The 25,942-nt window shown below is 63.0% G+C and carries 24 protein-coding genes and 1 tRNA gene; 6 read left to right on the top strand and 19 right to left on the bottom strand.

Annotation, left to right across the window (positions count from 1 at the left end; translation table 11 throughout):
* Positions 1-8: 8 nt before the first annotated feature.
* From EDD78_RS01345 to EDD78_RS01320, 6 genes are all read right to left on the bottom strand, one after another.
* Positions 9-85: transfer RNA gene (locus EDD78_RS01345), tRNA-Arg, on the bottom strand.
* Positions 86-147: 62 nt separating this feature from the next.
* Complete coding sequence (locus tag EDD78_RS01340) at positions 148-702, bottom strand: hypothetical protein (RefSeq protein ID WP_079700362.1); 555 nt, start codon at positions 700-702, stop codon at positions 148-150.
* A 21-nt stretch (positions 703-723) separates the two neighbouring features.
* Positions 724-1,152 (bottom strand): Holliday junction resolvase RuvX, encoded by a 429-nt coding sequence (ruvX, locus tag EDD78_RS01335; protein WP_079700361.1) that lies wholly within the window; start codon positions 1,150-1,152, stop codon positions 724-726.
* A 24-nt stretch (positions 1,153-1,176) separates the two neighbouring features.
* Positions 1,177-2,436 carry a TPM domain-containing protein gene (locus EDD78_RS01330; RefSeq protein ID WP_132083611.1) on the bottom strand — a complete coding sequence of 420 codons (1,260 nt, stop codon included), beginning with the start codon at positions 2,434-2,436 and terminating at the stop codon, positions 1,177-1,179.
* 38 nt (positions 2,437-2,474) lie between these two features.
* Positions 2,475-3,389, bottom strand: a complete 915-nt coding sequence (locus EDD78_RS01325; protein ID WP_132083609.1) for a dihydroorotate dehydrogenase — start codon at positions 3,387-3,389, stop codon at positions 2,475-2,477.
* Positions 3,390-3,402: 13 nt separating this feature from the next.
* On the bottom strand, positions 3,403-4,170 hold the full coding sequence (locus EDD78_RS01320; protein ID WP_079700358.1) for a dihydroorotate dehydrogenase electron transfer subunit: 768 nt from the start codon (positions 4,168-4,170) through the stop codon (positions 3,403-3,405).
* 182 nt (positions 4,171-4,352) lie between these two features.
* On the opposite strand from EDD78_RS01320, the gene EDD78_RS01315 reads away from it, so the two are divergent.
* On the top strand, positions 4,353-4,880 hold the full coding sequence (locus tag EDD78_RS01315; protein ID WP_079700357.1) for a QueT transporter family protein: 528 nt from the start codon (positions 4,353-4,355) through the stop codon (positions 4,878-4,880).
* Between the two features lie 468 nt (positions 4,881-5,348).
* On the opposite strand, the gene EDD78_RS01310 is transcribed toward EDD78_RS01315, so the two are convergent.
* Genes EDD78_RS01310 through EDD78_RS01300 form a run of 3 tightly spaced genes read right to left on the bottom strand, consistent with a single transcriptional unit; the run spans position 5,349 to position 8,506 of the window.
* On the bottom strand, positions 5,349-6,524 hold the full coding sequence (locus tag EDD78_RS01310; protein WP_079700356.1) for a SpoIIE family protein phosphatase: 1,176 nt from the start codon (positions 6,522-6,524) through the stop codon (positions 5,349-5,351).
* Entirely contained in the window at positions 6,521-8,236 is a 1,716-nt protein-coding gene (locus EDD78_RS01305) for a [Fe-Fe] hydrogenase large subunit C-terminal domain-containing protein (protein ID WP_079700355.1), read from the bottom strand. Before EDD78_RS01305 ends, EDD78_RS01310 begins: the two co-directional genes overlap by 4 nt.
* Positions 8,237-8,506: a (2Fe-2S) ferredoxin domain-containing protein gene (locus tag EDD78_RS01300; protein WP_079700354.1), complete on the bottom strand. Its 270-nt coding sequence runs from the start codon at positions 8,504-8,506 to the stop codon at positions 8,237-8,239.
* Between the two features lie 610 nt (positions 8,507-9,116).
* Here EDD78_RS01300 and EDD78_RS01295 point away from each other — a divergent pair.
* The gene (locus EDD78_RS01295) at positions 9,117-9,389 is read left to right on the top strand and encodes a thioredoxin domain-containing protein (protein ID WP_079700353.1); all 273 of its coding nucleotides are present in this window, start codon (positions 9,117-9,119) and stop codon (positions 9,387-9,389) included.
* A gap of 36 nt (positions 9,390-9,425) precedes the next feature.
* Positions 9,426-10,940, top strand: coding sequence for a 4Fe-4S dicluster domain-containing protein (locus tag EDD78_RS01290; RefSeq protein WP_079700352.1), 1,515 nt, complete (start codon positions 9,426-9,428; stop codon positions 10,938-10,940).
* A 437-nt stretch (positions 10,941-11,377) separates the two neighbouring features.
* Here the strand turns inward: EDD78_RS01290 and argF are convergent, their stop codons facing one another.
* From argF to EDD78_RS01245, 9 genes are all read right to left on the bottom strand, one after another.
* On the bottom strand, positions 11,378-12,310 hold the full coding sequence (gene argF, locus EDD78_RS01285; protein WP_132083607.1) for an ornithine carbamoyltransferase: 933 nt from the start codon (positions 12,308-12,310) through the stop codon (positions 11,378-11,380).
* A gap of 15 nt (positions 12,311-12,325) precedes the next feature.
* Positions 12,326-13,072 (bottom strand): amino acid kinase family protein, encoded by a 747-nt coding sequence (locus EDD78_RS01280; protein WP_132083605.1) that lies wholly within the window; start codon positions 13,070-13,072, stop codon positions 12,326-12,328.
* 20 nt (positions 13,073-13,092) lie between these two features.
* Positions 13,093-14,262, bottom strand: coding sequence for an aspartate aminotransferase family protein (locus tag EDD78_RS01275; protein ID WP_132083603.1), 1,170 nt, complete (start codon positions 14,260-14,262; stop codon positions 13,093-13,095).
* Between the two features lie 16 nt (positions 14,263-14,278).
* Entirely contained in the window at positions 14,279-15,136 is an 858-nt protein-coding gene (gene argB, locus EDD78_RS01270) for an acetylglutamate kinase (RefSeq protein WP_132083601.1), read from the bottom strand.
* Positions 15,137-15,183: 47 nt separating this feature from the next.
* The gene (gene argJ / locus EDD78_RS01265) at positions 15,184-16,410 is read right to left on the bottom strand and encodes a bifunctional glutamate N-acetyltransferase/amino-acid acetyltransferase ArgJ (RefSeq protein WP_132083599.1); all 1,227 of its coding nucleotides are present in this window, start codon (positions 16,408-16,410) and stop codon (positions 15,184-15,186) included.
* A 15-nt stretch (positions 16,411-16,425) separates the two neighbouring features.
* A complete protein-coding gene (gene argC / locus EDD78_RS01260) occupies positions 16,426-17,460 on the bottom strand; it encodes an N-acetyl-gamma-glutamyl-phosphate reductase (protein WP_132083597.1) in 1,035 nt (344 codons plus the stop codon).
* Entirely contained in the window at positions 17,454-18,836 is a 1,383-nt protein-coding gene (gene argH / locus EDD78_RS01255; protein ID WP_132083595.1) for an argininosuccinate lyase, read from the bottom strand. Before argH ends, argC begins: the two co-directional genes overlap by 7 nt.
* Positions 18,837-18,912: 76 nt before the next feature.
* The gene (locus EDD78_RS01250) at positions 18,913-20,139 is read right to left on the bottom strand and encodes an argininosuccinate synthase (RefSeq protein WP_132083593.1); all 1,227 of its coding nucleotides are present in this window, start codon (positions 20,137-20,139) and stop codon (positions 18,913-18,915) included.
* A 175-nt stretch (positions 20,140-20,314) separates the two neighbouring features.
* On the bottom strand, positions 20,315-20,995 hold the full coding sequence (locus EDD78_RS01245) for an HAD family hydrolase (protein ID WP_132083591.1): 681 nt from the start codon (positions 20,993-20,995) through the stop codon (positions 20,315-20,317).
* 202 nt (positions 20,996-21,197) lie between these two features.
* On the opposite strand from EDD78_RS01245, the gene EDD78_RS01240 reads away from it, so the two are divergent.
* The gene (locus tag EDD78_RS01240; RefSeq protein WP_117507657.1) at positions 21,198-22,475 is read left to right on the top strand and encodes an adenylosuccinate synthase; all 1,278 of its coding nucleotides are present in this window, start codon (positions 21,198-21,200) and stop codon (positions 22,473-22,475) included.
* Between the two features lie 272 nt (positions 22,476-22,747).
* On the opposite strand, the gene EDD78_RS13870 is transcribed toward EDD78_RS01240, so the two are convergent.
* Positions 22,748-22,921, bottom strand: a complete 174-nt coding sequence (locus tag EDD78_RS13870; RefSeq protein ID WP_165873057.1) for a hypothetical protein — start codon at positions 22,919-22,921, stop codon at positions 22,748-22,750.
* 145 nt (positions 22,922-23,066) lie between these two features.
* On the opposite strand from EDD78_RS13870, the gene EDD78_RS01235 reads away from it, so the two are divergent.
* Together EDD78_RS01235 and EDD78_RS01230 are read left to right on the top strand one after the other, a co-directional pair.
* A complete protein-coding gene (locus EDD78_RS01235; protein WP_117507659.1) occupies positions 23,067-23,258 on the top strand; it encodes a toxin-antitoxin system protein in 192 nt (63 codons plus the stop codon).
* A 368-nt stretch (positions 23,259-23,626) separates the two neighbouring features.
* Positions 23,627-25,864 (top strand): heavy metal translocating P-type ATPase, encoded by a 2,238-nt coding sequence (locus EDD78_RS01230; RefSeq protein ID WP_079700340.1) that lies wholly within the window; start codon positions 23,627-23,629, stop codon positions 25,862-25,864.
* Positions 25,865-25,942 lie beyond the last annotated feature (78 nt).

Below are 25,942 nucleotides of genomic sequence, written 5' to 3'. Positions count from 1 at the left end.
CTTGCCGCTGGCGCGCCTAAGGGGATTCGAACCTCCGACCTACCGCTTAGGAGGCGGTCGCTCTATCCTGCTGAGCTATAGGCGCATAGGAGCGCTCCTAAAAGCGCTCAATTATTGTACAACAGTTTGCCGGCCCTGTCAACCGGACTAGTAGCCGACGATGGTCAGCTCTCCGAAGCCGGGCTTTGCCAGGAAGGAGCGCACCTGCCCCTCATCGCCCAGATCGAACGGGGAACAGGGGAAGAGGCAGCCGAAGTGGTCCCGCCCCGTCTTCCCCCCGTGCAGGGATTTAAAGACGTTGCCGCGCATCGTCATGCCCACCGCCGGCGTGCGGCCGAGCCGGTTGGAGAGCGGCGCCAGAGGCAGCGCGAGGTCCGCGCCCCAGTAGATCCCCTGCAAATCCTCCGAACCGATCTCCTGCGCCTTCGCGCCGAGGCCGCCCCCGCCCAGCTCCTCGAGCCGCCCGCCGGGAAAGCAGGAGAGCAGCACGCCCCCCTCGAGCGCGACGCTCAGGCGGCTTTGGGGGTCGGGGCCCACCTCAAAGGCCATCAGCCGCACGAAGAGGGCCTTTTCTCCCAGCGCGAACTGCGCCTGGGCGAAGGGGCGGAAGTCCCGCTTCTCGCCCGGATAGTCGAGCAACTTGGCGATGGGCAGCGCATCGAAATCGGGCGCGCTGCCCACCCGGTTAATATAAACGGTCATGCCGTTGCCTCCCTTGTCAGTCTAATCCTGGTCCGGGTGGTTCTTGCGCCAGGCAAGATAGCTCTCCAGAATCAGGGTGGCGGCCACCTCGTCGATGACCTCCTTGCGCTTCCTGCCCCGGGTATCGGTCTCGTTGAGGATGTTATGCGCCGACACGGTGGTCGAGCGCTCATCCCACAGCACCACCGGGATTTCCACCCGCGCGCGCAGCGCCTCGGCGAAGCGCTCGCACTTTTCGGCGCGCTCGCCCACGGTGCCGTTCATGTTGACCGGGTAGCCCACCACGACCTTCTTCACATCGTATTCCTTGGTGGCGATCGCCACCTTATTTAGTATGCTCTCAAACACCCGGTCATGAATCACCCCGACCGGGGAGGCCAAAAACTCGGTCCTATCGCACACCGCAAGCCCGGTACGCGCGTCCCCGAGGTCCACCGCCATGATTTTCATATCGTTCCTCCAAAAATGTGGTTTTTAAAAGCCGCGCGACGAGCCGCCGCCTCCGGAACTGCCCCCGCCGCCCGAACTGCTGCTCGAGCTGCTCGAGCTCGAAGACCCGGACGAGCCGCCCCACGAGCCGCCTCCCCGGGAGGAGCGGGACGACTGCTTACACGCCTCCCTGAACCCTTTGCGGATTCCTCCCGCCCTGATGATTCCGATCACAAACCTCAAAAGCGGAATGGTGAAAAACAGGATCACCAGAACCGCAAAAATCATCCCGGGCAGATTGGAAAGGACCTTGCTTTTGGCCGACTCGGGCAGCACCTCCACCCCGTCCGGCGGGGCGTAATCCCAGAAGGTGAGCAGGTCGGCCAAAGCCGCGTCATAGACCGCCAGGAAGGTTTCGGCGGGCGTCTGCCCCTCGGGCGCTTTTTCCAGGCGCTGCTCGATAATATAGTCTGCCCGGCCGGCGCTGAGCATATGATAGTCGATCACCTCGCCCATGGCCATCCCGCAATCGTTCTGCGCGGGGGAGTAAAAGAGGATCATGCTCTCCCCGTTCCCGCCGGCCTCCCGCGAGATCTTCTGCTCCTCATACAGCGCGTCGGCGCATTCCTGCGCGCTCTTCGAGCCGGTCTCGTCCGAGATCACGCAGGCGATCCTGATCCCGGTGTGGTCGTAGAGCGCCCCGCTGTAAGCGAGGACGTGCTCGCGCACCTCCCCGCTCAGGAGCTGCGCCTGGTCCAGCAGAAAGTCCTCGTCCCCATAGTAGCGCGGCTCCTCCGGCTCCGGCGGCGCGAAATCCTGGAGCCCCGCGCCCTGCGGCGGCTCGACCTCATATTCCCGGTAAACCTCGGCTAGCAGCGCCCGGTAAAGGGAATAGACGCCTCCGTCGAAGTCGTCCTCCCGCAGGGAGGGGACGGCATATTCATCCATCAGCCGGCCGGTCTTCGCGTCGTTGAGCGCGCCCTCCAGCCCGTAGCCGACCTCGACCTTGATCTGGCGCTCGTTGGGCGCGAGCAGGATCAGCAGACCGTTGTTTTCTTCCTTATCCCCAATTCCCCAATCGTTGAACAGGTCGTTTGCATACTGCTCGACCGTCTCCCCCTCCAGCGAGGGGACGCTGACCACCGCGATCTGCGCGCCCGAGCAGGATTCCTGCAGCAGCTTCCCCTGCTCGATGTAGTACTCCTCATGCTCGGCGGAAAAGACGTCGGCAAAGTCGCCGGCATAAAACTCTCCGGTCGGCTTTTCGAGCGCCGAAACGCTCACCAGCAGACAGGAAAGCAGCATGACACAGCCCGTTAACAGGGCGCCCCCCCGGCGCACGGTTAAGACCAGGGCCGCACGGTGCCGACGATTTCCCCTACGTCCGCAATCCCGTGCCCGCTAAGCCAGCTTTCCATTCCCTCGATGATCTTGACCGGGGCCATCGGGTCCGAAAACATCGCCGCGCCGACCTGCACGGCACTGGCCCCCGCCATCATCATCTCGATGGCGTCCTTTGCACTCGCGATCCCGCCCATCCCGACGACCGGGACCTTGACGGCGTTTGCCACCTGCCAGACCATGCGCACTGCCACCGGGAAGACGGCGGGACCCGACAGCCCGCCGACGTTGTTATAGAGCACCGGGCGGCGGCGCTCGATATCGATCCGCATTCCGAGCAGGGTGTTGATCAGCGAGATCCCGTTTGCGCCCTCGCTCTCGACCGCCTTCGCGATCGATACGATGTCGGTCACATTGGGGGAGAGCTTGACCAGCAGCGGCTGCCGCGCATGCCGCTTGACCGCCCTCACCACCCCGGCGGCCCCCTCGCAACTCACCCCGAAGGCCACCCCGCCCTCCTTGACGTTGGGGCAGGAGATGTTGAGCTCGAGCAGGTCGACTTCGCTGTCCGCCAGTCGGGAGGCGATCTCGCAGTAATCCTCCACCGTGCTGCCCGCGATGTTGGCAATCAGCACGGTATCCTTGGTTTTGAGATAGGGGAGGTCGTCCCGCAAAAACGCGTCCACCCCGGGGTTTTGCAGCCCGACGCTGTTGAGCATCCCGGCGGGCGTCTCCGCAATGCGGGGCGGGGGATTGCCCAGCCGCTTCTTTGCGGTCATCCCCTTGAGCGAAATCCCGCCCAGGCGGGAAATGTCGTAAAAGTCCTCGTATTCCCGGCCGAAGCCGAAGCAGCCGGAGGCCGTGATCACCGGGTTTTTCAAGGTCACCCCGGCAATATTCACCGAAAGGTTCGCCACTTCTGTTCCCCTCCTATTCAAAGACGACGCTCTGCGCCTCGAAGACCGGCCCGTCCTTGCAGACGTGGGCGTAGTTTTCCTGCCCGTCCTCTGCACGGGTCTTGCAGGCGCAGACGAGGCAGGCCCCGACGCCACAGCCCATGCGCTCCTCGAGCGAGAGCTGGCAGCGCACCGGATACCGCGCGCACAGCTCCTGGATGCCCTTCAGCATGGGCTTCGGCCCGCAGGCGTAGACGATCTGCGGACAAAACCCCTGCAGCGCAGCCTCCAGCGCGGGGAGCACCGTCCCCCGCACGCCCCAGCTCCCGTCGTCGGTGCAGACGACGGTGCCGCAGGCCGAGGCGAAGTCTTGGTCGAGGATGACGTTCTTGACGCTGCGGAAGCCTAAAATCGCTTGGCAGCGCTCGCCGTAGTGCCGCGCCACCTCGAGCAGCGGCGGGGTGCCGATCCCGCCGCCGACCACCACGGCGCGCGCGCCCGGGTCGAGCAGCTCGAAGCCGTGCCCGAGCGGGCCGAGGATGTCCATCCGATCCCCGGCCGCGAGGTGGGAGAGCTCCCTCGTCCCCTCGCCCCGCACCTCGAAGACCAGGCGCAATTCACCCGTCCCGCGGTCCAGCGCGCAGATCGAAATCGGCCGGCGCAGCGAACGCTCCCCGCAGCGGATATGTACGAACTGGCCCGGGGAGGCTTCTGCCACCAGCTCGGGGCAATGGATTTTATAATCGAACACCCCGGGGATAGGCTCCTGCCGGGAGACGATTTCAAATTCCCTGCAAATCAATTTTGACCCTCCTGAAAATCTCTTCGGTTGTTTTTACAGTATACCATACTTTTACAGTCCTGTCATCGGCACTTGCAAAGAAGCCCCGGATCGGGTATGATGTCCTTCGCGGGAAAATCCCATCTTCCTGCAGTCAGTCGAAACCTCCTGACTTAAAACAATACTAGGAAGGAAGAACACAAATGACAAGAAGCAAAACCAAGGCGATGGTGATCGCCTCCCTGATCGCGGCGTTCTACACCGCGCTGACCCTGGCGCTCGCGCCCATCAGCTACGGGCCGGTGCAGATGCGCCTGTCCGAGGCGCTGACCATCCTGCCCGCCTATTCCCCCACCGGGATCGTGGGAGTGACGCTCGGGTGCGCCGTCGCCAACCTCGTCGGGTTCCTGACAGGAGCCAACATCCTGGGGGCGCTGGACATCCTCTTCGGCACCCTGGCCACCCTGGTCGCGGCCATGCTCAGCTGGCTGCTGCGCAGGGTCCGCTTTCGGGGGCTGCCCATCCTGGCGCCGCTTCCGCCGGTGCTCATCAACGCGGCCGTCATCGGGGCGGAACTATATGTGGTGATGGGCGCGGGCAAAAACCTGGCCGTTTTCTGGACCCAGGCGCTGCTGGTCGGGCTCGGGCAGCTCGTGCCCTGCTATCTGCTGGGGCTGCTGCTCTTTTACACGCTCTCCCGCACCGGGCTCGACAAAAAGCTGTTTGATTAAGTTGCATTTAAAATGGGAGAAACCCCCTTGGGTTTCTCCCCTCGGGCCTCCGGTGGAGGCCCGATTCCCCTCTTCCGGGCTTTTGGACGAGCAGGACCTTGGAGACGCTGTCTCCAAACCTCTGCCAAAGGGTGCGTCGCACCCTTTGGAAACCCTTGATAAAAGAAGCCGCCCGTCGGGAGCACGCATAAAAAGTTTACAGGCAGCAGATTCCATCTGCTGCCTGTAAACTTATAAAGGGCGCACCCTTCTGAAATCACACATATGGAAGGATTGGAAGCGCAGCTTTCAATCCTTTGAGAGGGGTGCTGCGCCAGCCTCCGCGCCGAAGAAAACAGGCGCGCCCCTTCCGGGAGCACTCATATGGAAGTATTGAAAGCTCTGCTTTCAATACTTTGAGAAGGGCGCAGCGTCAACCCGCGCCTTGAAGAAAAAGGAGTGCGCCCTTTGAGCGGGTGGCTTCTCTTTTTAGAAATATTCCACATCCACGCGTTTTCCCGTTTTCTCAAGCTCGGCGGCCAGCTCCTTGATCAAATTGAGCTTTAGCCCCAGCGAGACCGGCATGCCGGGATTCTGGTGCGCCGGGTTGAGCGCGCGGCCCACCAGGAAGTGCACCTCGGTGCTCTCCTCGAGCAGCACCCGGGCCAGCAGGGTGGCGCCGTCCTTCTTATTGAGGGTGAAGGTGTCCAGCGAGGCCTCATCCTTGCTGTCGGTCAGGTTCTTGATCAGCTCCAGCGCCTTGCCGATGGTGAGCACCCCCTCGGTCACCAGGTCCACCCCGGCGATCTTGGCGGTGGGGGGGATGGCGGGGTTCTCGTAGTCGATGGATACCTGCACCTCCCGGCCCGTCACCTTCGAGACGATCTGCGAGGTGGTGCCCCCGCAGACCACCTTGACCCCCTTGGAGTACATCAGCTTGTGGACCACCGTCTCGTCGAGGTCGGCGTTCATCGGCGGGCCGACCATCACGGTCGCCGGCCGGCTGGGCTTCAGGCGCAGGCAGCAGGCGGTCGAGTCGTCCCCCGGCTGTTCCATATACAGGGTGTTGACCGCCGAGAGGAGCTTGCGGGTGAGCATAAGGGGCGAAATGTCGGGGGTGATGTTCTCCTTGACATACCCCACGATGTTGTCGTACTGCCACCCGAGGTCGAGCAGCCGCCCGACCCCCGCGTGGACCACCCCGTCCGAGAAGGTGACCAGCATGTCGCCCTCCCCGGCCTGAAAGCGGCTGACATAGATCGTCTTGCCGTCCATCTCCAGGGTCTCGCGCGGGATGTCGCAGACCTTGTTGTCCTTAAAGTATACGCAAAGGGGATTGTCGAACTCGGCGATATAGACCCACCCGTCGTTCTTCACCTTGACGATGGTGAAGGTGGAATAGGCCACCCCCCGCTCGGAGCAGACCGGCAGGGTGCTGGCCATGGTCTCCACCACATCCCCCAGCTTGCCGCCCTCGGAAAACATGGTGGAGATGATCTTGCTGGTCATGGTGGAGAGGATATTCGCCTTCACCCCGCTGCCCAGTCCGTCGGCGAGCACCGCCATGGTATAGTCCTCGCCGCGCACGATCTCCACCTTGTCCCCGCACAGCTCCTCGCCGTAGTGGTTGAGGCTCTCCCAATAGGCGTCTACAAACAGGTTCATCGCGATTCCTCCGATTGGGCCTCGGTCATCGAGCGCTTGAGGTTGGTCAGCGCGACCTTGGTCTCGGCGGTCGTCTCGCCGAGGAGGCTTGCGATCTCCTGCGCCACGCGCATCTGCTTGTCGATGACCTTCTGCGCGGTTTCGACGGTGTGGTGGCGCATCTCCTCGAGCTTCTGCGCCTGGTGCTGCTGCTCGGAGATGTCCTTGACAAAGGCCAGGTACATGCGGTGCTCCTTTATGTAGACGATCGACTTTTCCACGCTGCGCCCGAGCTCGTCGAGATAGACCTTCTTTTCGATCGGCCGCTCGCTCTCTCGCGCCTGCTCGAAGCCGTCCTCGCCGTAGAAGGCGGCCATGAAGGTGCCCAGCACGTCGGCGCGCTTGACGCCGTAGATCTCCTCGGCGCGCGGGTTGAGCTCGATGACGTTCATCTCCTCGTCAAAGGCGATGATCGCGTTGGGGCTGTGCTCGATGACCATACTCGAAATATTCTCGGCGCGCTGGCGCAGGTAGGGCATGCACATGCTGACGTCGGCCTTGCCGCGCAGCACCGCAATCGCCTTGTCCCGGCAGGTGGGATAGCCGCAGGAGGAGCAGTTGAGCTCGTCCTCGGGCCCGAACTTGCCGATACTTTCCAGCACCCGGCGGATATCCTCCTCGCTGATTTCCTCGTATTGGGGCGCGCGGTTCTGGAAGACCCGCGGATAGGTGCTCTGCATTTCGGCGCTGCCCGCCACATGGCGGTCCTGCGCCTGATCCCGCTCGGTGAGCAGCGCCTCGCAGAGGGTGGCGTTGCGGTGATGCATGCGCAGCAGCGGGCCGCCCATGCAGCCGCCCGGGCAGAGGTTCATTTCGATAAAGAGCCCCTCGGGCTGCTCATCCCGGATCGAATCGAGCAGGGCGATACACTTCTCCGGCCCGTCCACCGCGATGGGCGTATACCCCGCGGTATCCTCGGGCGCCATCGTTTTTAAAATCCCGGTCGGCTTCGGATAAAGCCGCGCCACCGGGCTTTTGACGCCCACGGCTTCGGGGTCCTCCTCGCCGAGCTCGATTCCTTCCTCCTCGAGCCAGCGCCCGAGCGCCTCGAAGGTCAAAGCAAAGTTGACCATCCCGCCCGCGAGCGGGTCGTCCGACTCCTCCATCTTGGAGAGGCAGGGCCCGGCGAAGACCACCTTGATGTCCCCGTAGCTCTCCCGCATGAGCTTGGCGTGCGCCATCATCGGCGAGGAGACCGGGGCGAGGAGCTTGATGAGCTCCGGGTAGTGCCGCTCGACGAGCATCACGGCCGACGGGCAGGCGGTGGCGATAATGTTTTTCATCTGCCCCTGGCGCATGAGTTCGCCATAGCTGCGCGAGCACTCGGCCGCGCCGATGGCGGTCTCCTCCACCCCGCAAAAGCCGAGACGCTTGAGGGCGGCCGACACGGCGGAAAAGCTCTTGCCGCGAAACCAGCTCACCCAGGAGGGGGCCAGCGAAAGGTAGACCGGCTTGTCGCCGCCCACCAGCTGCCTCACCTGCGAAAGGTCGTCGCGCAGGATCCTGGCGTTCTGCGGGCAGCACTCGACGCACCTGCCGCACAGCACGCACTCGCCCGGGATGACCTGGGCCTTGTTGTCCTTGAATTCGATCGCCTTGACCGGGCACTCCCGGATGCATTTATAACAGCTCTGGCAATTTTTCGTGTTGAGCTTGATAATACTGCTGCTCATTTACGCGTCCTCCCCGTCGTTTTTCTTGGCCAGCGGGTAGATGTGCTGGTAAAACACATCCTGCGCGTTGGCAAAGCCCACATTCTGCACCGGCTCGCCGTTCACCGTGATCGAAATCCCCTGAAGGCACTGCCCCATGCAGAAGGAGGCCTTGAGCGCCACCTCGTCCTTCAGATCGTTTTTCTTGATCAGCTCCTCAAAGGTCTTGATCACCTGATAAGACCCCTTCATATGGCAGGAACTGCCCACGCACACCTTTACCTCCACCATTTGTCCGGTCCCTCCTGAACATGATTGTTAATAGTTTCACATTCTATTCCCATTGTACCGCATCCTTCGCCGCAGCGCAAGCCTTGGGGCGGACTTTTTGCAGGAAATCTTTCAAATTTTTCCCTTTTCCGGCCCGGCGCTTTGCGGCCGCGGCATAAACCTTACCCGGCTGTCCAAACTACCGGGGCGGCATACCTTTGGCCCCAGTATAACGGAAAGAAGGCGTGAAGGCAACCGGAGCTTTTCAATACCGAGAAAAAACCAGAAATGGACGGGATTTCATTTGACAGGCCCGCCGGGCTTTTAGTATAATAAGGTTAACAATACGGTGCGCAGCCAACCGGTGCATAAGGGGCGCTTTTCCCGGTATTTTACACGGGGAGGGGCCTTGACTTTGTATGGGGCCGGGGATATAATAGGAACTGATTGTTAAATAAATAACAACCTTCCGATCAGCTCCTGCCGCCAGGGACCGGGCGGCCACAAATCAAGCAGAGGGGCAAAGTTTGAAAGCTTGGTCTTTTAAACTTATGGTTTTTGCGCCTGGACGACGCCCGCCATTTCCTCCTTGCCGGCGGCGCAAATTCCCGAGAAAGGAATGGTCATAAGCATGAAAAAGGTTAACGTCGAGGTCTGCGTCTGCACACAGTGCGTGCTCAACGGGGCCATGCACATCATCGAGTCGATCGAGAGCCTCAAGAAGCTCAAGGTCCAGCTCAGGCTCAACACCCAGGTCAACATCACGACCTGCACCAACCTCGTCGAGGGCACCCATCCGGATATTTCCCCGGTGGTGCGGATCAACGGCGACCTGATCGAGAACGCCGACAGCGAAACGGTCATGGAGAGGATTATTGCAATGGGGCTCCCGGCAAAGAGCTGAGGGCCGGCTATTTTTTGTAGAAATGGGGTTTCATAGTTGAAAGGCATTTATACTCCCGTAACCAAGATCCGCCGCCAGATCTTCCAGGAGATCGCAAAGCTGGCGTTCGAGGGCGGAGACTATTCCCGCATCGAGGATATCCCCTATAAGATTATCCCGGGCGAGATCGCGACCTATCGCGACAGCGTCTTCAAGGAGCGGGCCATCGTCGGCGAACGGCTGCGCCTGGCCTGCGGGCTGGACGTGCGCCCCGCGGACAAGCATGCGCCCATCTCCCAGGGGATCGAGGAGAGCGCCATCGACGAGCTGGTCTACGAGCCGCCGCTGGTCAACGTGATCCCCTTCGCGTGCGAGGCCTGCCCGCCCAAGCAGTACTACGTCACCGACAACTGCCGCGGGTGCCTCGCGCACCCCTGTGTGAGCGTCTGCCCGGTCAAGGCGGTGTCTCTCAAGGACGGCAAGAGCCACATCGACAAGGACAAATGTATCAAATGCGGGCGCTGCGCGGAAAGCTGCCCCTACAACGCGATTGTTAAATTCGAGCGCCCCTGCGCCGCCTCCTGCGGGGTGGACGCCATCGAAAGCGACTACCTCGGACGGGCCAAGATCAACTACGACAAGTGCGTTTCCTGTGGACAGTGCCTGGTCAACTGCCCCTTCTCCGCCATTGCGGACAAGTCCCAGATTTTCCAGCTGGTCCACGCCCTCAAGGAGGGGAAGGAAATTATTGCCGAGATCGCGCCCTCCTTCGTCGGGCAGTTCGGCCCGCTCGCCACGCCCCAGCGGGTGAAGGACGCGCTCATCCAGCTCGGCTTTTCGGACGTCTATGAGGTGGCCATCGGCGCTGACCTCGGCGCGATCGCCGAGGCGGAGCACTACGTGCACGGGCTTTCCGAGGAGCAGCCCTTCATGGCGACCTCCTGCTGCCCGTCCTGGTCGGTGATGGCCAAGAAGTTTTTCCCCGAGATTGCGCACTGCGTCTCGACCGAGCTGACCCCGATGGTCGCCACTGCCCGGATCATCAAGAAGGAGCACCCGAACGCGCGGGTGGTCTTCATCGGGCCCTGCGCCTCCAAGAAGCTGGAGGCCCTGCGCCGCACGGTGCGCAGCGACGTGGACTTCGTCATCACCTACGAGGAGCTGATGGGCATCTTCGCCGCCAAGGAGATCGACTTCGGCCAGATCGAGGACGCGCCCGAGATGGAGGACGCCACCGGCGGTGGGCGCGGCTACGGCGTTGCCGGCGGGGTCGCCGGCGCGATCGAGGCGGTCATCCGCGAGCGCTACCCGGACGTCGAGGTCAAGATCGATAGGGCCGAGGGGCTCTTTGACTGCCGCAAAATGCTCACCCTCGCCAAGGCGGGCAAGCGCAAGGGCTACATCCTCGAGGGGATGGCCTGCCCGGGCGGATGCATCGGCGGCGCAGGCACCATCGAGCCGATCAAGAAGGCTGCCGCCGCGGTCAAGAAGTTCGCGGACGAGGCCGAGCACCATGTTGCGACGGGGAGCGACTATATCGGCGAGCTGCCCGAGGAGCACGAGCATAAATAGAATAGATGATTTAAGGGCCCGGGGAAGTTCCCCGGGCCCTTTTTGTTTCCTGAAATGGCGGCTTTGCCGCCATGGGGAAACCCCTTGATAGGGTTTCCCCACGTGCCAACGTTCCACTGGAACGTCGCCACTCCCCTTCCTGATCTGAGGGGGATTCCATCAAGGCGAATACCAGCAAACCACACTGAAAGGGGGTACACGGGGGAAAACGAATCGTTTTCCACCCGTGAGACGCACCGCTCGCAAAGCGAGCCTGCATTTTGGGGCGGGCGCCAAAAATGCGTGCGCCCAAGCTCCCCTTCCTGATCTTTGGGAGGATTTGTAGCCGTGAGTTGTAGCAAGCCGGAAAAGGCCGCGGGCTCTGCCCGCGCCCGCCAGAAGGGCATGGTGCCATCGGCGCCTTGGCCCTTTGGAATCCCGGAGCGGCAGCGGCAAATCTACAGCTTATACTTGTTCTCGTTCTTCTGCCCCATTAGCTTGACCATAACCGCCTTCTGGGCGTGCAGGCGGTTTTCCGCCTCCTCAAAAATCTCGCTGGCGTGCGCCTCGAACACCTTGGCGCTGATTTCCTCCTCCCGGTGCGCGGGCAGGCAGTGCAGCACCATTGTGCCCGGCGCGGCGGCTGCAACCATCTCGTCATTGATCTGCCAGCCGGCGAAGGCCTTTTTGCGCTTTTCGGCCTCGCCCTCCTGGCCCATCGAAGCCCAGACGTCGGTCACCAGCACGTCGGCCCCGGCCGCCGCCTGCAGCACCTGGTCGGTCAGCAGGAAGCGCTCCCCATACCCCGCCGCGAAATCGAGCACCGCCTTGTCCGGCTCGTAGCCCTTCGGGCAGGCGGCCGCCATCGACATGCCGGTCTTGAGCGCGCCCACGATCAGGGAATTGCACATGTTGTTCCCGTCCCCGACGTAGCACATCTTGAGCCCCTTGAGGCCGCCCCGAAACTCCCGGATGGTCATCAGGTCGGCCAGCACCTGGCAGGGGTGGCAGAAGTCGGTCAGCCCGTTGATGATCGGGATCGAGCCGTGCTGCGCCAGGCTCTCCACCTCGGACTGCGCGAAGGTGCGGATCATGATCCCGTCGAGGTACCGCGAGAGGACCCGGGCGGTGTCCTGCACCGCCTCGCCCCGCCCGATTTGCATGTCGTTGGCGCTCAGAAAGAGCGCCTTGCCGCCGAGCTGGTACATCCCCACCTCGAACGAGACCCGCGTGCGGGTCGAGGCCTTCTGGAAGATCATCCCCAGCGACTTGCCCGCTAGGATGGGATGCGGGATGTCGTGGTGGTGCTCATATTTGAGCTGGTCGGCGATCGAGAGCAACTCTTCGATCTCCTCGCCGCTGAGGTCCAGCAGCTTTAAAAGATGTTTCATGACGATACCCTCCAATCAGTAAAGCATGGTGCCGATGCCCTCGTCCGAGAACATCTCGATCAGGATGGAATGGGGGATCCGCCCGTCGATGATGAAGGTTTTCTTCACCCCGCGGCGCACCGCCTCCACGCAGTACTCCACCTTGGAGCGCATGCCATCCGTCACCGTGCCCGAGCGCAGCAGCGAAGGCACCGCGCTGACCTGGATGGCCGAGATGAGGGAGCCCTCATCCGTTTTGTCCTTTTGCACCCCGCGCGCCTGGGAGAGCATGATCAGGTTCTCGGCGTGCAGGCAGCTGGCCACCGCCGAGGCCGCCGCATCCGGGTTGAGCGCGCAGGCGCCTCCGTCTGCGCCGCAGCCCACCGCGGCCACCACCGGGATATACCCGCTCCCGATGAGATCGAGAAGGATGGACGGGTCGATCCTGGCCACCCGGCCCTCCTCGCCGTTTTGCTCGACCTGGATCATCCCGCCGTCGATTCCGCAAAGGCCGATGGCCCGGCCGCCCTGGGCTTGCAGGCTCGCCACCAGGCTCTTGTTGTCCTGACCCATCGTCTCGGGCAGGCTAGCCCCGCCGTGCACCAGCACCGCGTGGATCCCGACAGCACCGAGCAGCACGATGTCGCTCATCACCGCCTCGTACACCCCGCCCTGCTGCAGCGCCGGGTCGTACTGGATGACCACCGTCTTGTCAAAATACTTCTGCATGTAGGGCAGCGCCTGGGTCAGCACCAGCGCCTTGTCCGCATTGGATAGATTCATAACCGTTCCTCCCACTTTCATTAAAACCCGGCGATCACGTCGCACAGGATATCGCTTGCTCTCGTCAGTTCCCCGCCGGTGATGACCAGCGGCGGCAGCAGGCGCAGCCGCTCGTGCGCCGTCAGGGGGATCACGCCCTTGGCAATTGCGGCCTTGACCACCTCGGCGGGGGAAATCCCCTCCCGCAGCGCCACCCCCAGCATGAGGCCGCGGCCGCTGACCTCCCGGACGTTCGGAGTCGCCAGGAGCCGGCCTCGCAGGTAGTCGCCCTTTTTCTCCACTTCCGCGAGAAACCCGTCATCCAGCCGGCGCAGCACCGCGCAGGCGCCCGCGCAGACGGCGGGGTTCCCGCCGAAGGTGCTGCCGTGGTCCCCGGCTTGAAGCGTCCCGGCGGCGCGCTCCCCGAAGAGCGCCGCCCCGATGGGCAGCCCCCCGCCAAGGCCCTTGGCCAAGGTCACAATGTCGGGGCGCACGCCGCTGTGCTCGCAGCCCAGCAGCTTACCCGTGCGCCCGATTCCGGTCTGCACCTCGTCGGCGATCAGCAGGATGTCCTGCTCCCTGCACGCCGCGGCGAGCTTTTGCAGGTAGCCGTGGTCCAGCTCGACCACCCCGCCCTCGCCCTGGATGGGCTCGAACAGCAGCGCGCAGACGTCGCCGCGCAGCGCCGCCAGCGTGCCGGCGAGGTCGTTGGCCGGCGCATAGCGGAACCCTTCGGGGAAGGGATCGAAATGCCGGTGAAACACGTCCTGCCCGGTGGCCGACAGGGTCGCCATGGTCCGCCCATGGAAGGAGTTTTGCAGCGTCACGATGACGTGTCGTCCCGCTCCGTAATGCGTGAAGCTGTATTTGCGCGCGGCCTTGATCGCGCACTCGTTGGCCTCGGCCCCGGAGTTGCAGAAGAAGGCCTTTTCCTGTCCCGTGCGCGTGCAGAGCTCCTCGGCGAGCCGCGCGCAGGGGGCGGTGTAGTAGAGATTGGAGGTGTGCGCGAGCTTTTTCAGCTGCCCGGTGACCGCCTGGAGCCACCCCTCGTCGGCGTGGCCGAGGGCGTTCACCCCAATCCCGCTGCCAAGGTCGATGTACTCCCTGCCGTTTTCGTCCCAGACCAAGGCCCCCTTGCCGTGATCCAGCAGCAGGTCCTGCCGGGCGTAGGTATTTTCCACATACTGCCGGTCAAGCTGTTTATCATCCATCCTTCACCACTCCTTTTCAGTGGAACAGGGTGCCGATCCCCTTGTCGGAGAAGAGCTCGATCAAAATCGAATGGGGGATCCGCCCGTCGATGATGACGGTGTGCCCCACCCCCTCGCGCACCGCCGCAGCGCAGCATTCGCACTTGGGGATCATGCCCCCGCTGACGATTCCCTGTTCGATGAGCGCGGGCAGGCTTGCAATCCCGACATCCGCGATCAGGGTGCTCTCATCCCCGGGATTTTCCAGCAGCCCCCGCACGTCGGTCATCAGGATCAGGTTCTCCGCTCCCAGGCTCCCGGCCAGGGCCGCGGCCGCGGTGTCGGCGTTGATGTTATAGACGTTCCCCTCCCGGTCGGTCCCCACGGTGGCGATCACCGGGATGTAACCGCTGTGCAGCGCATCCTCCACCACGGCGGTGTTGACCGCCGCGATCTCCCCGACGAAGCCGAGGTCGGTATCCGACTGCTTTTTCCGCGCCTCGAAGAGGCCGCCGTCCATCCCGCAGAGCCCCACCGCGCGGCCCCCGTGCCGCCCGATGGCGGCGACCAGGTCCTTACTGAGCTTTCCGGCCAGCACCATCTGGGCGACCTCGGCGGTCTCCCGGTCGGTGTAGCGCAGCCCGCCCACAAAGCGGGACTCCTTGCCCATTCTTTGCAGGGTCGCGGTGATCTCGGGACCGCCGCCGTGCACCAGCACCACCCGCACCCCGACGGCGGCGAGCAGCACGGCGTCGCACATCACGGCGCTTTTCAGCTCCTCGTCGATCATCGCGTTCCCGCCGTATTTGATGACCACGGTCTTGCCGTCGTATTTCTGGATATAGGGCAGCGCCTGGGTCAGCACCCGCGCCATATCCGCATTGGAAAGCTCCATCACAATCCCATCCCTATCTATGGCGTGAAAGGGTCCTTTCACGCTCCTTAAGTCCGGTAGTCCCCGTTGATCTTCACATAGTCATAGCTCAGATCGCACCCGTAGGCGGTGGCGGCGGCGCCGCCCTCTCCCATCTCGATCTCGACGGTGACCTCGTCCTCCTTGAGGACCGCCAGCGCCTCGTCCTCCGAGAAGGGCAGACCCGCGCCGTTTTGGCAGACTTGTACCCGCCCCGCCCTGGAGGCGAGCCAGACGGCGATATGCTCCACCGAAAACTCGGCGTCGGTATAGCCGATGGCGCAGAGGATCCTGCCCCAGTTGGCATCGCACCCGAAGACGGCACACTTGAAGAGGGTGGACTTGACGACCGATTTGGCGATTTTTTTGGCGGTCTCCCCGCCGTTTGCCCCGCGCACCGTGCAGGTGAGCAGCTTGGTCGCCCCCTCGCCGTCCTTGGCGATTTGGCGGCAGAGCGCGGTGTTGAGCGCATGCAGCGCCGCGCAGAAGATGTCGAAGTCCTCCCCCTCGGCGGTGATTGGCGCGTTGCCCGCCGCACCGTTTGCCAGCAGCGTCACCATGTCGTTGGTCGAGGTGTCCCCGTCTATGCTCACCATGTTGTAGGTGTCCTGCACGCTGCCGAGCAGTGCTTTCTGCAGCAGCGCGGGGGAGATGGCCGCGTCGGTGGTCAGGAAGGCGAGCATGGTGCAAAGGTCTGGCTCGATCATCCCGCTGCCCTTGCACATCCCGCCCAGATGGCAGGTTTTGCCCCCGAGGGTGAATTCCACCGCCGCCTCTTTCGGGTGGGTGTCGGTGGTCATGATGGCCTGCGCCGCCTCATTGGCGGCGCTCTCCCCGGCGCAAAGGCTCCGCGCCAGCCCCGGCAGGGCCGCCTCGATCGGTCTAATCGGCAGCGGCTGCCCGATCACCCCGGTGGAGGCGACGATCACGTCGTCCTCCGGGATATGTAGCGCCGCAGCCGCGGCCTTGCACATCGCGGTCGCCTTCTCGACCCCGTCGGCGTTGCAGGTGTTGGCGTTGCCGCTGTTGCAGACCACCGCCCTGGCGCTCCCATTTTGCAGGTGCCGGCGGGTCACGGTGATCGGCGCGCCGAAGACCTTGTTGCGGGTATAGCAGGCGGCGGCCGCGCAGGGGAGATCGCTACAGAGCAGCATGAGGTCCCGCTTGCTGGCGTTTTTGCGTATCCCGCAGTGGACCCCCGCGGCTTGAAACCCCAAGGCGGCGCAGACGCCGCCGGGTATCATTTTGATTTCCATGTCCGTCTCCTCCTATCAGATTGCGGGCGGCACGAACAGCAGCCCCGCCGTCTCGTCGAGCCCCAGCGCGATGTTCATGTTCTGCACCGCCTGGCCCGCCGCGCCCTTGACCATGTTGTCGATGGCGGACACGACGATTAACCGGCCGGTGTGCGCGTCCAGGTGCAGCGAGATATCGCAGTAGTTCGAGCAGCGCACGTTTCGCAGATTGGAAACCTCCCCCTCGGGCAGCACCCGCACGAAGGGGGCGGACTCGTAGAAATCGAGGTACCGCTGCCGCACCTCGGGCAGGGAGGCCCCGCCCTTTAATTTCGCATAGATGGTCGAGACGATCCCGCGGCTGACGGGCAGCAGGTGGGGCACAAAGGTCACCGCCGCCGGCTCCCCGGCGAGGATGGATAGGGTCTGCTCGATCTCGGGGGTGTGCCGGTGGCAGGCCACCTTGTAAGGGGCGAAGCCCTCGTTGCACTCGCAAAAGTGGGTGGTCTGGCTGAGCCCCCGCCCGGCGCCGGTGGCCCCGGACTTCGCGTCGATGATCAGGTCTTCGCTCCCGATCAACCCGCCTTTCAGCGCCGGGGCCAGCCCCAGCGCCACGCTGGTGGGGTAGCAGCCGGGATTCCCGATCAGCCTCGCCCCCTCGATCTCCTCCCGAAAGAGCTCGGGCAGGGCGTAGACCGCCTGTCCATGGAGCTCCGGGTCCTCATACTTCTTTTGGTACCAGCTCTCGTAGGTATCCGGGTCGTGCAGCCGAAAGTCGGCCCCCAGGTCGATAAAGAGCGCGCCCGCCTGCAGGCATTTCCTGGCGATCGGCTCGCTGAGACCGGCGGGGAGGGAGGCGAAGACCACGTCTGCTCCGTCGATCGCCTCGTCCTCGCTCACCAGCCTTTCATCACAGAGCCCGCGCAGGGCGGGATACACCTCACTGATCGCCTTCCCCGTAAAGCTGACTGAGGAGAGCCGATGAATATTTGCCTGCGGATGGGTGAGCAGGATCCGGCAGAGCTCGACTCCGGCGTAGCCGGTCGCCCCGATGACAGACGCCTTTAGCATCTCTCTTCCTCCAGCTGGGCCTTGATCCAGTCGAGCTGATGTTCGACCTGCTCCCTGGCGGGGCCCCCGAGCACACGACGCCCGTTGACGCAGTTCATCAGATCAATCGCCTCGTAGACCCCCTCCTCAAAGAGCGGGTGCATGGCCTGATACTCCTCGAGGCTCAGCGTCTCGAGGGTCTTGCCCTGCTCAATGCAGGACGCGACCAGCTGTCCGGTCACCTTGTAGGCGTCCCTAAAGGGGAGGCCCCGTTTCACCAGGTAGTCGGCGCAGTCGGTGGCGTTGATGAAGCCCTTCGCCGCCGCCGCGCGCATGTTGTCGCCCAGCACCGTCATGGTCTCCACCATCGGGGTGAAGGCCGCCAGCGCCATCTTCACGGTGTCCAGCGCGTCGAAGACGGCCTCCTTGTCCTCCTGCATGTCCTTGTTGTAGGCGAGCGCCGTACCCTTTAACATGGTCAGCAGGGTGATCAGGTCCCCGAAGACCCGCCCGGTCTTGCCGCGCACCAGCTCGGCGATGTCCGGGTTCTTTTTCTGGGGCATGATGGACGAGCCGGTGGCGAAGCGGTCGCTCAGCTCGACGAATTTAAACTCCCACGAGCACCAGAGGATGATCTCCTCGCAGCAGCGGGAGAGATGGGTCATGATCAGCGAGATGGCGCAGCAGAGCTCCACGCAGTAGTCCCGGTCGGACACCCCGTCCAAAGAGTTCATCATCGGGCCGCGAAAGCCCAGCAGCTCGGCGGTGCGCTCCCGGTCGATCGGGTAGGTGGTCCCGGCCAGCGCCCCGCACCCGAGCGGGCAAACATTCATCCGCTCCCCGGCGTCGCGCAGCCGCCCGAGGTCGCGCAGGAGCATCTGCGCCCAGGCCAGGAGGTGGTGCGCGAAGGTGACCGGCTGCGCGCGCTGCAGGTGGGTGTAGCCGGGCAGGATGGTGTCGAGGTTCTCCCCGGCCTTTTTGCAGAGCACCCCGATGAGCTCACGCAGCTGCCCCTCCAGGGCCGTGATCTCGTCGCGCAGATAGAGGCGCAGGTCCACCGCCACCTGGTCGTTGCGGCTGCGCGCGGTGTGCAGCCGCTTGCCCGCGTCACCGATCCGCGCGGTGAGCTCGGCCTCGATGAACATGTGGATGTCCTCGGCCTCGGGGTCGAACGGCAGCTTTCCGCTCTCGATGTCATGAAGGATCCCCTCGAGCCCCTCAATGATCGCCTCGCTGTCCTCCTTTGCAATCACCCCGCACTCGGCGAGCATGGTCGCGTGGGCGATCGACCCGCCGATGTCCTGCCGGTACATCCGGCAGTCGAACGAGATGGAGGAATTGAAGTCGTCCAGCCTCTTGTCCGACTGCTCCGAAAACCTGCCTGCCCATAGCTTCATTGGTGTTCCCTCCGTTTAAGAAAGGCGTCGGGCCGCATCTGCATGCGGCCCGACAGCCGGGTTTTGATCGTTTCCCTTATTTGCCGCGCTTCTCATCGAGCAGCGCCTTGACCTTGATGGGCAGCCCGAACAGGTTGATGAAGCCCTGGGAATCCATCTGGTCGTAGACGTTGTCCTCGCCGAAGGTCGCGACCTCCTCCGAGTAGAGGGAGTAGGGCGAGGTCATCCCCGCGCCGATGATATTGCCCTTGTAGAGCTTGAGCTTGACGTCGCCCGTCACCGTCTTCTGGGTGCTCTCCACGAAGGCGGACAGCGCCTCCCGCAGCGGGGTGTACCACTGGCCGTTGTAGACGATTTCGCTGAATTTCTGCGCCACCAGCGCCTTGTAGTGCTGGGTCTCCTTGTCCAGGCAGATCTCCTCGAGCATACCGTGCGCGTGGTAGAGGATGGCGCCGCCCGGAGTCTCGTAGACGCCCCGGCTCTTCATCCCGACCAGGCGGTTTTCCACCATGTCGATGATCCCGATCCCGTTCTCGCCCCCGAGCTTGTTGAGCGTTTTAATCAGCTCGACGCTGTCCAGCTCCTTGCCGTCGAGCGCAACCGGCACGCCCTTGACAAAGGTGAGTGTGACGTAGGTCGCCTTGTCCGGCGCCTTTTCGGGGGAGACGCCCATCTCCAGGATCTTGTCGTAGTCCGGCTCGTTCTTGGGGTCCTCGAGGTCGAGCCCCTCGTGCGAGAGATGCCAGAGGTTCTTGTCCTTGGAGTAGTTGGTCTCCTTGGTCAGGGGAATCTCGATGTTATGCTTTTCGGCGTACTCGATCTCGTCCTCGCGGGACTTGAGCTCCCAGGTCCTCCAGGGCGCGATAATCCCCATTTCGGGCGCGAAGGCCTTGATGGCCAGCTCGAAGCGCACCTGGTCGTTCCCCTTGCCGGTGCAGCCGTGCGCGATGGCGTCCGCGCCCTCCTTCTTGGCGATCTCGACCAGCCTCTTGGCGATGATCGGACGCGCAAACGAGGTGCCCAGCAGGTACTTGCCCTCGTAGACCGCCCCGGCCTGCATGGTCGGGATGATATACTCGTCTACGAACTCCTTGGTCAGGTCCTCGATATAGAGCTTGGACGCCCCGGTTTTCAGCGCGCGCTCCTCGAGCCCCGAGAGCTCCTTGCCCTGGCCGACGTCCCCGGCGACCGCAATGACCTCGCAGCCGTAGTTGTCCTTGAGCCACGGGATGATGACCGAGGTGTCCAGCCCCCCCGAATAGGCAAGGACTACCTTTTTATATTTCTTCTCGGTTTGATTCATAATGTTCTGCCTCCGCTTCTTCATTTCCATCTTCGTTATAAGCATAATTATACACCAGTTTTGCCAGAAATCAAGATATTCTTGAATATTTATTCATTAAACATGTAATTTTGTTCAACCTGAGCAAATCTTTTTTCCCGGGCGGCAAAAATGGTGTAAAATGAATAAAAATTCACTACCTGCTTATAAACAGTCCCCGGTCCAGGTCGTCAAAGTCGCGCAGCAGCACATCCACCCCCGGGGTGGCCGCAAGCTCCGTGCGGCGCTCTTCGGGGGCGATGGCCGCGATCAGCCCGGCCCCGGCGCGCCGGGCGGACTCGATCCCCGAGAGGGCGTCCTCCACCACCACGCAGCGCCCCGGCGCCAGCCCCAGGCGCCGCATGGCCGCAAGATAGATGTCGGGCGCGGGCTTTCCGGGGCGGGTGCCGTCGTCGTAGACGATCTTTTCAAAATCGAACCAGCGGTCCAGCGAAAACTTTTCACGGTAGTAATCGATGTTGGTTTTCTCGCAGGCGGTGGCGATGTTGCGGGGAATTCCCCGTTCCTTTAAAAAGTCGAGCAGGCGGGCCGCCCCGGGGGCAAGCACGGTATGCGCCGGGTCCTGCTCGCAGAGGGCGCGGTAGACGCGCTCCTTCTCGAGCGAAAACGCCTGCACCTCCTGCGCGCTCAGGCGCTCCCCGGCGAGGTAGCGGATGATCTCGTCGTTGACCCGGCCCAGGACGTGTTCCTTCATTTCGCGGTCGGTAAACTCGCTGCCGCGCAGCTCCTTGGAAAAGCTCTTCCAGGCCTGCACATGCTTGGGGGAATCCCAGAAGAGGGTGCCGTTAAAATCGAAAACGATGCCGTCAAATTTCATGTCCTATCCTTCCTTCCTGCCAGTCGCCTTTACTATAGCACGGCCGCGCCCGGCGCACAAGCGTGCAGAAAAAATGCCAGCAAGCGACAAACTTGCCCCTGCCGGTTGAATCCGGCGGCATTGTTTGCTATAATACCCCTGTTGGGTTTCACGGTTTAGCATGTTAAAAACGGCGATTGAATATAGGAAATGAGGGTTTGCTGTGCCGACAAAAGTAGTGGTAGGCGTCCAGTGGGGCGACGAAGGCAAGGGGAAGGTCATCGACATCCTCGCATCCCGCGCGCAGGTGGTGGTCCGCTCGCAGGGCGGCAACAACGCGGGACATACGGTGGAAAGCGGCGGCGAGGTCTACAAGCTGCGCCTGATCCCGTCCGGGATCCTCTACCCCGAAACGCTCTGCCTGATCGGCTGCGGCGTGGTGGTGGACCCAAAGGTGATTTTAGGCGAGATCGACGGGCTGAAGGCCCGGGGGATCACCTGTGACAATCTGCGGATCGACCCGCGCGCGCACGTCATCATGCCCTGGCACATCGCGCTGGACGGCATGAGCGAGCGGGCGCTGGGCGGCGGCAAGATCGGCACCACGGGGTGCGGGATCGGCCCGTGCTACATGGAGAAGGCGGAGCGCACCTCGATTCGCATCTGCGACCTGATCGACCCCGCGCTGCTGGAAAAGAAGGCGCGCGCGTCGGGGGAGAATAAAAACGAGATCATCACGAGGGTCTACGGGCAGCCGCCGATCGACCTGGACGCGGTAATCGCCGAGTACGCCGAATACGGCAAGCGGCTGCGGCAGTACGTGGCGGACGTGTCGGTGCTGACCTACAACGCGATCAAGGCGGGCAAACAGGTGCTGTTCGAGGGCGCGCAGGGCACGCTGCTGGACCTGGATTTTGGGACCTATCCGTTCGTGACCAGCTCGAACCCGGTGGCGGGCGGCGTCTGCACGGGCAGCGGGATCGGCCCGACCTGCATCGAAGAGGTGATCGGGGTGTGCAAGGCGTACACCACCCGGGTGGGCGAGGGCCCGTTCCCGACCGAGCTGTTCGATGAGACGGGCGACCTGATCCGGGAGCGGGGGCACGAGTTCGGCACAGTGACCAAGCGTCCGCGCCGGTGCGGCTGGTTCGACGCGGTAATCCTGCGCCATGCGGTGCGGGTAAACGGCCTGACCGGCCTCGCGCTCAACAAGCTGGACACGCTCAGCGGGATCGGCAGGCTCAAGGTCTGCTCGGCTTACAAGAAGCCGGACGGGAGCGTGCTAAACGACTTCCCGCCCTCGTTGGAGGAGCTGGCCGAGTGCACGCCGGTATACACCGAGATCGACGGGTTCGAGGGCGACCTTTCCGGCTGCCGCAGCTACGACGAGCTGCCGCAGGCATGCAAAGACTATGTGGAGACGCTGGAGCGCCTGTGCGACTGCCCGATCATTATGGTCGGAGTCGGCCCGGGCCGGGAGCAGAACCTGGAGCGGCGGTGAGCCACCGCCCCCTGGACGCGAAAGATTGAATTTGCAGGTCGGCAATGCTCAGCCCGCATCCTGAACGCGAGCATGGTAAAGAACAAATAAAAAACGCGGTGGATTTCTCCACCGCGTTTTTCTGTTGCGCGCAAAACGGAGTTCCAAGAGGGCGACGCCCTCTTGGCGGGGAGTTTGAGGGCGAGGAGCCCTCATAAAAATGTAAAGGCGCGGGGAGGGGGAATCGGGCCTCCAGTGGAGGGCCGAGGGGGAACCCCCAAGAGGGGGTTCCCCTAAAAAGCCTGCTCCCCGGGAGCGTCCTGTTCCCCGGCGGAGATGGAATCCCCTGTGCGCGCGCAGGGGGATACCTCCTTTTCGATTTGGATGGAACAACCCTTGAGCAGGGCCAAGAGCTCGAGCAGGACGGCGACGTAGGAGCCGTAGAGCCGAAAGGGTTTTCTTTTCATTCTGTCTTCTCTCCGCTTGCTTTCTAACAAGTTTGATCTGCATATTATTGACTTTTTACAGTAATACTAAATACTACTTAGTAAGAAATAGCAGGATATTCTAGCATTTTATGCTAGACTAAGTACGTAGAAAGGTGGACTGTTAATGAGCGTTGAAGGTCAAGCGTATGATAAAAGGCCCTTGAAAGCGAAGGTAAGCATTTCTTTAGACCAAGATATTATTTACGAGATAAAGAATTATGCTGTGAATGGCAGAACGAGCTTTTCCGAGTATATTAATAAAGTCCTCTGGGAGCATATACAAGCGAGAAACGAAGAAGAGAAAAAGAACCAGTAGGCCGCCGAGGGTGTTCGGCGGCTTTTTTTGCGGCTTTGCCGCATTGGGGAACCCCCTCTTGGGGTTTCCCCGTCCGACCTTCCACTGGAAGCTCGGCCTCCCCTCCCTGCGCTTCGCTGACGCTAAAGAGTTTCGCTCCCTGCGGGGAGCGCCCAGCAGGCTCCGCCCGCTGGACACCCGCCAAAGGGCCTTGGGCCCTTTGGAAACCCTCCCGTTCAAAGCGCGGGCTGCGCATTTGCACCTTGTAAAACTAGTTCTTTCGCGAATCGGGGGCGGCAGCCTGCCGCCTGTGAAAAGCTGGCATTCATATTCGGCCCCCCGTTTCACAAGCTAGTGTTAGTACATTTGTGAAATCGGGGGGAATTCTTATGCAGTCCATCACCATCCGTATAGGCGGAATGACCTGCGCCGCCTGTGCCGCCGGCATCGAACGCGCCCTGCGCAAAAACGAAGGCATCGCTTCCGCGCGCGTCAACCTCGCATCCGAAAGCGCGCAGATCGAATTCGACGAGCGTGCCCTCTCGCCCGCGCGCATCCGCGATATCATCTTAAAGGCCGGCTTCTCGGTCATCGAGCCGCAGCAGGCTTCCCCCGATCAGCTGCGCGAGCGAAAGCGCCGCGAGCTCAATACCGCCCGGGTCAAGCTCTGGTTCTGCGCCGCCTTCACCCTCCCGCTGCTCTACCTCGCCATGGCGCCCATGCTCCCCGTTTCCCTGCCTTTTCCCGGCTTCCTCGACCCGATGGCGCATCCCTTCGCCTTCGCCGTCACGCAGCTTCTGCTCTGCCTGCCGGTCCTGCTCGCCGGGTACCGCTTCTATACCGTCGGCTTCACCTCCCTTTTGAGGCTGCGGCCGAATATGGACTCCCTCATTGCCATCGGCACCAGCGCCGCCTTCCTCTATAGTATCTATTCCTTGGTGCGCATCTATGCGGGGGATCACATGGCAGCGCACCATGGGCTCTATTTTGAGTCCACCGCCACCATCATCACCCTGGTCATGCTCGGCAAGTTCCTGGAGCAGCGCTCCCGCAACCACACCGGCGACGCCATCCAGAAGCTGATGGGCCTCACCCCAAAAAACGGGCTCGTCGTGCGGGACGGGCAGGAGCAGCAGGTGCCCATCGAGCAGATCGTCCCGGGGGATGTGGTGATCGTCAAGCCCGGCGAGCGCATCCCGGTGGACGGCACCATCACCGAGGGGGAGGGCAGCGTGGACGAAAGCATGCTCACCGGCGAGAGCCTGCCGGTGGACAAGGCCGCCGGGGATAAGGTCGTGGGCGGCAGCGTCAATAAAAACGGGTACTTCCGCTTCGAGGCCACCCGGGTGGGCAAGGACACCGCCCTGAGCCAGATCATCCGCCTGGTCGAGGAGGCGCAGGGTTCCAAGGCGCCGATCGCCAAGCTCGCGGACATTATCTCCGGTTGGTTCGTGCCCGCCGTGCTGCTCATCGCCGTCCTCGCCGGAGCGGGTTGGTTCCTCGCCGGGCGGGATGTGGAGTTTTCGCTCACCATCTTCGTCTCGGTGCTGGTCATCGCCTGCCCCTGCGCCTTGGGGCTGGCGACCCCGACCGCGATCATGGTCGGTACCGGCAAGGGCGCGCAGAACGGAGTCCTCTTCAAAAACGCCGAGGCGCTCGAGGTCGCGCACAAGGTTCGCACCATTGTCTTCGATAAGACCGGCACCATCACCGAAGGAAAGCCGCAGGTAACCGACCTGTGGGCGGTTTCGGGGGACGAGCGGCGGCTGCTCGGTCTGGCCGCCAGCGCCGAGCAGGGCTCGGAGCACCCGCTGGGCGAAGCGATCCTCGCGCGCGCCAAAGAGGACGGGGTGCCGCTGCTGCCCATCACCGGCTTCCATTCCCTGACCGGCCGGGGGATCGAGGTACAGATCGAAGGGGAAACGGTGCTTTTAGGCAACCGCGCCCTGATGGAGGAACGGGAGATCTCACCCGCTCCCGCGCTGGAGCAGGCCGAGCGGCTGGCGGGGGAGGGCAAGACCCCGATGTTCCTCGCCGCCGGCGGCACGCTGCAAGGGCTGGTGGCGGTGGCGGACACCATCAAGGAGCACAGCGCCCACACCGTGCGGGAGCTCCACCGCCTCGGGCTGCGCACCGCCATGCTGACGGGGGACAACCGGGCCACCGCAGCCGCGATCGCGAAAGCGGTGGGGATCCGCGAGGTCCTCTCCGAAGTGCTGCCCCACCAAAAGAGCGAGCAGGTGCGCCAGCTGATGGCGCAGGGTGACACCGTGGCCATGGTGGGCGACGGGATCAACGACGCGCCCGCGCTGGCGCAGGCGGACGTGGGAATCGCCATCGGCTCGGGCACCGACGTCGCCATCGAGTCGGCGGACATCGTGCTGGTGCGCAGCGACCTGCGGGACGTGCTCTACGCCATTAACCTCAGCCGGGCGACGATCCGCAACATCAAGCAGAACCTCTTCTGGGCCTTCTGTTACAACACCGTGGGGATCCCGGTGGCCGCCGGCGCGCTCTACCTCTTCGGCGGGCCGCTCATGAGCCCCATGCTCGCCGCCGCGGCGATGAGCCTCAGCTCGGTTTCGGTGGTGCTCAACGCCCTGCGGCTCGGCCGTTTTCGCTTATAAAAAAACAATTATGCAAAACCAACAAAAAAAAACATTTTCTCTATTCAAAACGAATCTTGAAAGTTTGCCATCCCCAAG

The organism is Harryflintia acetispora, assembly GCA_004340125.1.
GTDB classification, from domain to species: domain Bacteria; phylum Bacillota; class Clostridia; order Oscillospirales; family Ruminococcaceae; genus Harryflintia; species Harryflintia acetispora.
The sequence above is the reverse complement of the archived record's forward strand: the minus strand, read 5'-3'. Positions and strand labels throughout refer to the sequence as shown.

Bases quoted from the DNA above. Each gene is read 5' to 3' on its own strand.
- EDD78_RS01340 (WP_079700362.1), bottom strand. From the start codon at position 702: ATGACCGTTTATATTAACCGGGTGGGCAGCGCGCCCGATTTCGATGCG.
- ruvX (WP_079700361.1), bottom strand. From the start codon at position 1,152: ATGAAAATCATGGCGGTGGACCTCGGGGACGCGCGTACCGGGCTTGCG.
- EDD78_RS01330 (WP_132083611.1), bottom strand. From the start codon at position 2,436: ATGCTGCTTTCCTGTCTGCTGGTGAGCGTTTCGGCGCTCGAAAAGCCG.
- EDD78_RS01315 (WP_079700357.1), top strand. From the start codon at position 4,353: ATGACAAGAAGCAAAACCAAGGCGATGGTGATCGCCTCCCTGATCGCG.
- EDD78_RS01310 (WP_079700356.1), bottom strand. From the start codon at position 6,524: ATGAACCTGTTTGTAGACGCCTATTGGGAGAGCCTCAACCACTACGGC.
- EDD78_RS01305 (WP_079700355.1), bottom strand. From the start codon at position 8,236: ATGAGCAGCAGTATTATCAAGCTCAACACGAAAAATTGCCAGAGCTGT.
- EDD78_RS01300 (WP_079700354.1), bottom strand. From the start codon at position 8,506: ATGGTGGAGGTAAAGGTGTGCGTGGGCAGTTCCTGCCATATGAAGGGG.
- EDD78_RS01295 (WP_079700353.1), top strand. From the start codon at position 9,117: ATGAAAAAGGTTAACGTCGAGGTCTGCGTCTGCACACAGTGCGTGCTC.
- argF (WP_132083607.1), bottom strand. From the start codon at position 12,310: ATGAAACATCTTTTAAAGCTGCTGGACCTCAGCGGCGAGGAGATCGAA.
- EDD78_RS01280 (WP_132083605.1), bottom strand. From the start codon at position 13,072: ATGAATCTATCCAATGCGGACAAGGCGCTGGTGCTGACCCAGGCGCTG.
- EDD78_RS01275 (WP_132083603.1), bottom strand. From the start codon at position 14,262: ATGGATGATAAACAGCTTGACCGGCAGTATGTGGAAAATACCTACGCC.
- argB (WP_132083601.1), bottom strand. From the start codon at position 15,136: ATGGAGCTTTCCAATGCGGATATGGCGCGGGTGCTGACCCAGGCGCTG.
- argJ (WP_132083599.1), bottom strand. From the start codon at position 16,410: ATGGAAATCAAAATGATACCCGGCGGCGTCTGCGCCGCCTTGGGGTTT.
- argC (WP_132083597.1), bottom strand. From the start codon at position 17,460: ATGCTAAAGGCGTCTGTCATCGGGGCGACCGGCTACGCCGGAGTCGAG.
- argH (WP_132083595.1), bottom strand. From the start codon at position 18,836: ATGAAGCTATGGGCAGGCAGGTTTTCGGAGCAGTCGGACAAGAGGCTG.
- EDD78_RS01250 (WP_132083593.1), bottom strand. From the start codon at position 20,139: ATGAATCAAACCGAGAAGAAATATAAAAAGGTAGTCCTTGCCTATTCG.
- EDD78_RS01245 (WP_132083591.1), bottom strand. From the start codon at position 20,995: ATGAAATTTGACGGCATCGTTTTCGATTTTAACGGCACCCTCTTCTGG.
- EDD78_RS13870 (WP_165873057.1), bottom strand. From the start codon at position 22,921: ATGAAAAGAAAACCCTTTCGGCTCTACGGCTCCTACGTCGCCGTCCTG.
- EDD78_RS01235 (WP_117507659.1), top strand. From the start codon at position 23,067: ATGAGCGTTGAAGGTCAAGCGTATGATAAAAGGCCCTTGAAAGCGAAG.
- EDD78_RS01230 (WP_079700340.1), top strand. From the start codon at position 23,627: ATGCAGTCCATCACCATCCGTATAGGCGGAATGACCTGCGCCGCCTGT.